Source organism: Trueperaceae bacterium, assembly GCA_031581195.1.
Taxonomy (GTDB): Bacteria; Deinococcota; Deinococci; order Deinococcales; family Trueperaceae; genus SLSQ01.
In genome coordinates, this window is the sequence record JAVLCF010000170.1 from 1 (window position 1) to 3,217 (window position 3,217).

The following is a 3,217-nucleotide window of genomic DNA, read 5'->3' on the forward strand; positions in this document are numbered from 1 at the left end:
CGTCCGAGGGGGCCCCACCGTTCGGGGGGGACGGGGACGAGGGCCGCCTCGGCCCGATCGACGGCGACGCCCCCGACGCGGGCGCCCCGGACGAAGGCGCCGGACCGCGGATCGCCCTCGACGGCACCGAGGTCGTGCAGGGCGGATCCCTCACGGTGACGTTCGCCGGCGGTCCCGGCAACCCCCGCGATTGGGTCGGCGTGTACGCGGCGGGGGCGGAGACCGGCACGAACTACCTCGGGTGGGCGTACGTCAGCGGCACGCAGACGGCCGGCGCCGGCCTCCGCGAGGGCCGCATCACCTTCCCCCGCGTGAACCTCCCGCCCGGTACGTACGACGTGTGGTTCTTCGTCGACGACGGCTACGAGACGATCGCCGGGCCCGAGCGGTTCACGGTGCGCGCCCCCTGACGCGGGACTCGCGGGGCCCACGCCGTCGTGGGCCCCGCGGGCGTCGCCGATCGCGGCGCCGCTAGCGGTCCGACGCCTGCCGACGCTCCCGGACGACCCGCTCGAGCGCATCCCGGAGGACGGCGTCGCGCGACGCGCCGTCGGCGCGTGCTGCGTCCAGGGCGAGCGCCGGCTCGAGGGTCACGTCGACGCCCGGTTGCTCGAGCCCGCTCCGGACCGTCACCCAGTTGGGGTGGATGCCGACGTAGTCGCCCTCGTCGATCTCCCCGTCATCGTTCTCGTCCGACCACCCGATCACCTGGTACGTCCCGGGGGCCGCGTCGAACCGGAAGGCGTCGAGCGGCGACCCGCTCTGCTGCACCCCGCCGACCTCCGGCTCGCCCCCGTCGTCCGGGTAGCGGAAGCCGGCCACGACCATCGGGCCCGAGAGCGTCGGTGCGACGTCGGTCCCCTGCTCGAAGCTCCCGTAGAGGTACTCGGGGACGCCGTCCACGACGATCTGAATCGCGAACTCGTAGAACCCGTCCGCGGGCACGAGCCCACGGTTCACGCCCATCTCGACCTGCGTTTGCGCGCCGGGGGCGAGGACGTCGTCGAGGGGAAACGGATCGACGTAGATGCTGCCGTCCGGGAGGCGCGCCGGGTTCGCTCGGCTCGTGAAGAAGGTCTCCGCCCGGTACCGGACCGGCCCGTCCGAGACGTTGGTGAGGGTCACGACCTTCCCCGAGTCCGTCGCGCCGATGTCGAGTCGGGACGGACGGAACGTGAGGCTCCCCGGCGCCTCGGGGGGCGGCGTCCCGCCGGACGGGTCGAGCGCCCGCACAGCCCGATCGGCGCGAAGGAGGCCGGCGCCGCAGCCCTCCGCACACTGCGCTTCGCTCAACGGCGTCGCCGTATCGGTCAGGATCGCGCGGACCTCGTCGGCCGAGACGTCCGGATCGATCGCCCGCATGAGCGCCGCCACGCCGGCGACGTGCGGGGTCGCCATCGAGGTGCCCTGGAAGTAGGAGACCGACATCTCGCCGGCGTCCCGGTCGTAGACGGTGCTGAGGACGCCATCGACGTCCCCGCTGCCGTTCAAGCGGGTGCGCAGGTTCCCGCCGGGCGCCACGACGTCGACGCCGGCCCCGTAGTTCGAGTACGGCGCCCGCACGCCGCCGTAGCCGGTCGCTCCTACGGTGAGGACGTTCCGGCAGCTCGCCGGCGCGTAGCGTTGCGCCTCGATGTCGTCGTTCCCGGCGGCGACGACGACGATCGCGTCGGCGTCGCGGCGCACCCGGTCGTAGGCGCGCTGCTCCATCGCGCTGCAGCTGCGCTCCGACCCGAGGCTGAGGTTGATCACGTCCGCCGGGTAGGGGTTGCGGGGGACGCCGTCGACGTCGAAGCCGGCCGCCCACAGGACCCCCTCGACGATGTCGAATCCGCTGCCGGCGCCGGTGACGCCCAACGCCCGGACGGGGAGGATGCGGCCGTTCCAATCGACCCCCGCCACGCCCCGCCCGTCGTTCGTCGACGCGGCGATCGTCCCGGCGACGTGGCTCCCGTGGTCGCTGGTGTCCTTGTCGAACACCTCGTGCGGGTCGTCGTCCCGCCCGTCGCCGTCCCCACCGGCCCGGGGGTCCTGGATGAAGTCGTACCCCGGCAGGACCTTCCCGGCGAGATCCGGATGGGTCGCGGAGGCGTCGCCCTCGCGCCACAGGATCCCCGTGTCGACGACCGCGGACACGACGTTCGGATCGCCGGTCGTGACGTCCCACGCGTCGGGAAGGCCGATCGCCTCGTAGTGCCACTGCCGCGGGTAGAACGGGTCGTTCGGCACCGCCTGCATCTCCACGACCGGGTTGGGTTCCGCGAAGGCGATGCCGGGCCGCGACGCGAGCTCCGCCGCCACCTCGCGGGTCCGGTCGGCGTCGAGCGTCCCGTCACGCCACAACGCCACCGCGAGCGCGTCGAGGGACGCGGCCCGTTGGAGCGTCGCGCCCTGCACCGCCACCGTGGCCCCGGCCTGCGCGAGGCCCGCCGCGTCGTCGTACCCGACGACGATCTCGCCCGGCACGATCCGGCCGACGTCGCGGTCGGGGAACAGGTCGGCGTCCCCGCCCCACGCGAGGCCCTCGGCCTCGACCGCCGCCGTGCCGGCGGTCCCGAACGCCACCTCCACGGCGCCGGAGATGGCGCCCATGCCGGGCGGAGGCGGCAGGGTCGGCGTCCCGCCGACCGACGTGCCTTCATCGCACGCGACCGCCACGAGGGCGGCCACCACCAGTGCGACGACGAACGAACTGCGTGAACGTTTCACGTCGATGTCCCTTCCGCCGAGGCGCGTAGGGGGCGTGGATCCCGACGGACGGCAGCGCTCCACGCGCGTCCCGCACCCCGGTCGTCCGCAATGTACGACGGCGACGCCGTCGAGGCAACGTGCCCCCCACCCCGGCGCGCCGCGGCCCGTCCAGGTCTACGTTCGGCGTGGTGTCCGCGGAGCCCGATCTCGCTCGGCCGCGTTCGGAGGTCGTGACGCCCGGACCTCCCGACGCCACGCGCGACCTCGACGTCGCCCTCGTACCGATCGACTGCGGCCTCGGGGACGTCCCGCACGACCTACCGCGGATCCACCGGGCGATCGGGGCGTCCCGCGACGCCGGCGACCTCGTCGTCTTCCCCGAGCGGGCGCCGACGGGGGACGGCATCGGCTCGCGCTTCGCGGCGCGGCCGCCCGTGGGGCGGTGCGGTACCCTCGACGCCGTCGCGCGACCCGCGCCCGAGGAGGCCCCATGCCCGCGCCGTCCCTGCTGCCGACCGACCTGCGT

General features: G+C 74.6%; 3 protein-coding genes. 2 read left to right on the top strand and 1 reads right to left on the bottom strand.

Translation table 11 applies throughout. The features are described from left to right. On the top strand, positions 1 to 410 hold a 410-nt coding region (locus RI554_10995; GenBank protein ID MDR9392539.1), incomplete at its 5' end, for a hypothetical protein. Between the two features lie 61 nt (positions 411 to 471). Here RI554_10995 and RI554_11000 read toward each other — a convergent pair. Next, on the bottom strand, positions 472 to 2,709 hold the full coding sequence (locus RI554_11000; protein MDR9392540.1) for a S8 family serine peptidase: 2,238 nt from the start codon (positions 2,707 to 2,709) through the stop codon (positions 472 to 474). 212 nt (positions 2,710 to 2,921) lie between these two features. Here RI554_11000 and RI554_11005 point away from each other — a divergent pair. Next, positions 2,922 to 3,217: hypothetical protein (locus RI554_11005; GenBank protein MDR9392541.1), on the top strand; the 296-nt coding region annotated here is incomplete at its 3' end.